General features: G+C 61.6%; 4 protein-coding genes. All 4 read right to left on the bottom strand.

The window, feature by feature from the left end; genetic code table 11:
* The coding region (locus tag ENZ75_RS27115; protein ID WP_281061293.1) for a PTS glucitol/sorbitol transporter subunit IIA at positions 1-150 on the bottom strand (150 nt) is incomplete at its 3' end.
* 109 nt (positions 151-259) lie between these two features.
* Positions 260-1,261 carry a PTS glucitol/sorbitol transporter subunit IIB gene (locus tag ENZ75_RS27110; RefSeq protein ID WP_013529329.1) on the bottom strand — a complete coding sequence of 334 codons (1,002 nt, stop codon included), beginning with the start codon at positions 1,259-1,261 and terminating at the stop codon, positions 260-262.
* Between the two features lie 16 nt (positions 1,262-1,277).
* Complete coding sequence (locus tag ENZ75_RS27105; RefSeq protein ID WP_013529328.1) at positions 1,278-2,039, bottom strand: PTS glucitol/sorbitol transporter subunit IIC; 762 nt, start codon at positions 2,037-2,039, stop codon at positions 1,278-1,280.
* 88 nt (positions 2,040-2,127) lie between these two features.
* Positions 2,128-2,565: a transcriptional regulator GutM gene (locus ENZ75_RS27100; RefSeq protein WP_013529327.1), complete on the bottom strand. Its 438-nt coding sequence runs from the start codon at positions 2,563-2,565 to the stop codon at positions 2,128-2,130.
* Positions 2,566-2,908: the final 343 nt, after the last annotated feature.

Below are 2,908 nucleotides of genomic sequence, written 5' to 3'. Positions count from 1 at the left end.
ACTTGGTCCCTGCTCCGCCTTGTGGAGCACCGAAACCTCGGCAAGCTCCGGCGGCGAGCCATCCGCAAACAGGATGACCACGCCCCCTTCGGCAAGGTCCGCCACTTCGGGGCCGATGGCAGTGACCCGTGTTCTCAAAAGAACCGTCATATGGCGAACCTCATTTTCTCAAACTTTCCCTAGAGCGGTGAACCGCTCTATCTCTTTGTTTTGACGCAGTTTCCAAGGGAAAGCATTGTGCGCTTTTCCCGGAATTGCCTTAGAACACGATCAGGCTGACGACCCAGGCGATCAGCACCGAGACCGGACCCATGATCTGGCGGCTGATGAGCACCGCCGGAACGCCGATTTCGATCGTCTTAGGCTTGGCCTCGCCGAGCGCCAGGCCGACGGGGACGAAGTCGCAGCCCACCTGGGTATTGTAGGCAAACAGCGCCGGCAGTGCCATTGCCGGCGAAATCGTGCCGTTGGCGATCTGCGGGCCGATGATGGCGACGCCGATGACCTGCGCGATGACAGCGCCTGGCCCGAGGATGGGCGACAGGAACGGCAGGCCGCAGATCGCCGAGATGATCAGCAGGCCGACGATGTTGTTGGCCAGCGGACCCATCGGCTGCGCCAGCACATCGCCGATGCCGGTATACAGGATCAGACCGATGAGCATGGTCACGAAGGCCATGAACGGCAGCACGTTGCGGATGACCTGGTCGATGGTGCGGCGGCCGGCATTGAAGAAGATGCCGACGATACGTCCCATGACGCGGCCGATCGTGCTGATGAGGCCGATCAGCCCACCTTCGCTCGGCAGCGGCTGTGGTGCCGCGGTCGCATTGTTGTTTGAACTCATCGCTGCTGCTCCCCCTGCAGTCGTGATCGTTTCGGATCCGTCCGCCATTGTGATGTTGGCCGGCTTCACGCCCGAAACGTAGATGTCCTCGGTGATGAACTGGGCCAGCGGCCCGGATTGACCGACCGGCGTCAGATTGACGGTCGGGATACGTTTGCGCGGATAGACGCCGCATCGTGCGGTGCCGCCGCAATCGACGACGACAACCGCCATCTCGCTTTCGATCGGCGGTGCCCTGAAGCCGTCGACGGCCTCGGCGCCGGTCATGTCGGCGATGAGCTGCGCCACCGGGTGAATGCCACCACCGGTGACGGAAACCACCTTGCTGCGCTGTTCGGTCGGCTCGATGATGAGCGGGCCACCCCAGCCGGTTTTGCCCTGGGAGATTTTTACGGCTTTATATGTCTTGGCCATGATGTCCTCCCCGCCCTTACAGCTCGACGCCTTGGCGGCGTGCCATGATCGCGGTGATGCGTTCGGTCAGCATGCCCTTGAGCAGGATGACGACGAGGCCGACGATGGCGTACCAGATCGCCACCTTGACGTGGTAGCCGGCGACGACGACGCCCTTCTTTTCCAGCTCCAGCAGCGCGACGAGAATGCCACCCCAGACGAAATACTCGCCGGGATTGATGTGCGGGAACAGGCCGAGCGGCGGGTGCACATAGGACACGGCCGCGTCATAGAAGGCTGGCTTGTGCTTTTCTTCCAGGAACGATCCGAACGTATAGGCCATCGGATTGGTGAGGAAGAACACCGCCAGCAGCGGCAAAAGCGTGTAGCGCGTCAGCGCGATCCGGCCGGCGCCGCGCGCCAGGCCATGCACGCGCTCTTCACCGACCAGTTCGGTGACGGCATAGAAGGCCGTCATCAGCACGACCAGCGTCGGAATGATGCCGGTGACGAAGCCGGCGAAGACCTCGCCGCCCTTCTGGAAGATGCCGATGAAGTACTTGCCGATGGCGGTCAGCCAGCCGAGCTGCTCTTCCTGCTGGACGTCCTTCAGCTTTTCCTTGAACTGATCGACGGTGATCGGTCCGCTGTCCGCTTGTGCGAGGACAACGAGATGGTCGGAGGCATGCTCGACAGCGAGCTTGCCATGCAATGCGGCATCCGAAACCATGGCACCTGCGACATGCAGATTGTGCACGGCCATGTCGGCATGCTGCGCCAACAACGAAAATACAGACATTTCTCCTCCTTATGCCACCCGCCGGTTGATCCCAGTCGGTGCGCGGCGTCCTCTATCCCTTTGATTTAGAGCCCGAAATCATCCGGCTCTAAGCCCTTGCTACGTTCAAACCGGACAGGCCCGGCTTCTTCCCCGGCTCCGACCGTGTCTTGTCGATCTGCTCGATCGCCCGTTTCACGGCCTCGGCCACACCGGGTTCCCCCTCCCCCATGATTGCAGGGTTGGACCGGAGTCGATCGAGGGGAACACCCTCGAATTCTTCATGTCTCTTGAACTTGGTGAAGACGGAACGGCCGCTCATCACCATCAGGCGGCGCACGACCAGATCGGGCGTCACCACCACGAGCGCGATGGTGCCCTTGGCCAACCGGCCGCGAAAATTGCCGGCTCCGACGAAGCCGTCCTTGTACTGGTCGGTGACGCCCCTGAAGACATCCGAATAATGCCGCATCTGCAGCCAGACGCCGAGCGACTGCAGCGCCCACACGATAACCAGCAGAAGCAGTCCCCACTGCCAAATCGCCATTCGGTTCTCCTCCCGAAGCCTCAGTTGAATCGCACCTTGGACCGGCGCGTGACAACAGCAAAGTGAGAACATTTGTTTCCGAGAATGTCAATATGTATGATATTGGCCTCTGAAGCGGTCATCCACAGGGCCGCTGACAGATTTCGGCGGCGGCGCGCTTGTGCTAGGCTGACCGGGAAACAGGATACGAGGAAACATGGACCTGCCCTTCAGGGACGAACTGGCCTTGATGCCCGATCTTCGCCATCGGCTGCGGCAGTTGCGCTGGTTCCGCGCCACCTTTCGCGGCAGCGCCAAGGTGGTCTCGGACACGTTCGGCGTGCGCTTCGAGATCGACGAGGCC

The sequence above is a fragment of the Mesorhizobium sp. M7A.F.Ca.CA.002.04.1.1 genome (genome assembly GCF_004022805.1).
Classification (GTDB): domain Bacteria; phylum Pseudomonadota; class Alphaproteobacteria; order Rhizobiales; family Rhizobiaceae; genus Mesorhizobium; species Mesorhizobium ciceri.
Note: the sequence above shows the minus strand (reverse complement) of the source record. Positions and strands in the feature narration are given on the sequence as shown.